The organism is Amycolatopsis sp. NPDC003676 (genome assembly GCF_053587275.1).
This window is the reverse complement of record NZ_JBSFNS010000256.1, coordinates 1-1811: the sequence shown is the minus strand read 5'-3', so window position 1 is coordinate 1811 and position 1811 is coordinate 1. Positions and strand designations below refer to the sequence as shown.

Below are 1811 nucleotides of genomic sequence, written 5' to 3'. Positions count from 1 at the left end.
CTCGGTGGGGGTCTCGGCGGCGGCGCCGCGCACTGAGCTGTCACGGGATCGTCGCGGAACCGGGGGCGTTGCGCGCGTTGCGGCACCGCGCGCGGCGGCGACGCCGACCCGGTCACCCTGGCCGATGCCGTGCGCACCGCCACCCACCGCTTCGACGACGCCGCCGACAGCGCCGCCCGCGTCACCCCCCTCACCACCCGCCTCGACACCCTGCGCGCCGAGGAAACCACCCTGCACGAGCAGTCCCGCGACCTCGACGCCCGCCTCGGCACCGCCACCGCGACCATCACCGCCACCCGCGCCCGCCTCGACGAACTCACCCTCCGCCTGCGCACCGCCGCCGGCGCCGACGACTCGGTCGACGCCCGCACCACCCGCCTCGAATCCCTCATCACCGCCGCCACCACCCTGCGCACCGCCCGCACCGAGGAATCCGCCGCCCGCGACACCGTCCGCCACATCGCCACCCGCGTCGAAAACCTCGCCCAGTCAGCCGGTTTCGTCCCCGAGGGCTATGAACGGATCGCCGCCGCGTCGCACGAGGCGTCGATTGATGGCACCGCCGGTGCGACTACCAGCGGTGCCGCCACGGGCGCGCCTGCCGATGGTGTCCCCGCGACAACGACCCCGGTCGACATCGCGGACGCGGCGTCGAAGTCGTTGGCTCCCAGCGATCCTCAGGCTTCGATGTCCGGTGATGGTGTGGGGGATGCGGTGCCAGTGAGCGGCCCGGGAGCACCGGATGATGTCGCTGGTGACGGCACGGGATCTTCGCCGATCGACGGCGGGGCCGGTGCGGAGGCGATGACCGATGGTGTCGAGGGGCAGGCCTCGGGTAGCGATGGCGCGGACGCTGGCGCTGGGGATGGGGTGCGATCGCGTTCCAAGCGAGCCGCGCGGTCGGTGCGGGTCGAGCCCGAGATGCCCACGCTGTTCGACCTTTTCGACGACGAGTCGGTCGAGGACGAACCGGAACCGGAGCCCGAACCGGCGCCGTGGCGCGACGATATCGCCCTGCTCACGGCGTATGCCCAGCTCGTCACCGTGCTCGCCCGCACCGCGGCCCAGCAGTCGGCGATCGAATCCGAGCTCACCGCTGCCGACCGGGCCCGTGCCCACGCCGACGCGGTCCTCGCCGAACCGCAGATCCAGGCGGTGGCCGAGCAGGTGCCTGCCGATCTGGCCGCGCTGGAACAGCGTTTCGCCGACGCCCAGACCGCGTTCACCGCGGCGGTGGCGACCCAGTCGGCCGCCGCCGAGCGGGTCGCGCAGCTGGAGCAGCTGGGGACCCAGCTGTGGGGTGAGGTCGAGCGGATCGCGCCGAGGCAGCGTGATTTCGACGAGCTGGCCACGCTGGCCGACGTGGTCGCGGGGCGTGGCGAGAACAATCGCCGGATGTCGTTGCGCTCGTACGTGCTCGCCGCGCGCCTCGAGGAGGTCGCGGTCGCCGGTTCGCTGCGGCTGCGCCGGATGTCCGGTGGCCGCTACGAATTCGTGCACTCCGACAAGGCGGGTCCGCGTGGCAGGCGCGGTGGCCTCGGCCTCGATGTCCGCGACGACTACACCGGCGCGGTCCGCTCCGCGAAGACCCTCTCCGGCGGTGAGACCTTCATGGCCTCACTGGCTTTGGCGCTCGGCTTGGCGGATGTGGTCGCGGCCGAAGCAGGCGGCCTGGTCCTGGACACCCTGTTCATCGACGAGGGCTTCGGCAGTCTCGACGCCGACACCCTCGACGCGGTCATGGGCGTCCTGGACGAACTGCGGGCGGGCGGCCGCGTGGTCGGCGTGGTCAGCCACGTCGACGAGATGCG

At 72.8% G+C, this 1811-nt stretch carries 1 pseudogene; it reads left to right on the top strand.

The annotated features are described in order from the left end of the window. Nucleotides 1-1341 precede the first annotated feature (1341 nt). Nucleotides 1342-1811: pseudogene (locus ACWDNU_RS45395) on the top strand (SbcC/MukB-like Walker B domain-containing protein); the annotation flags it as partial.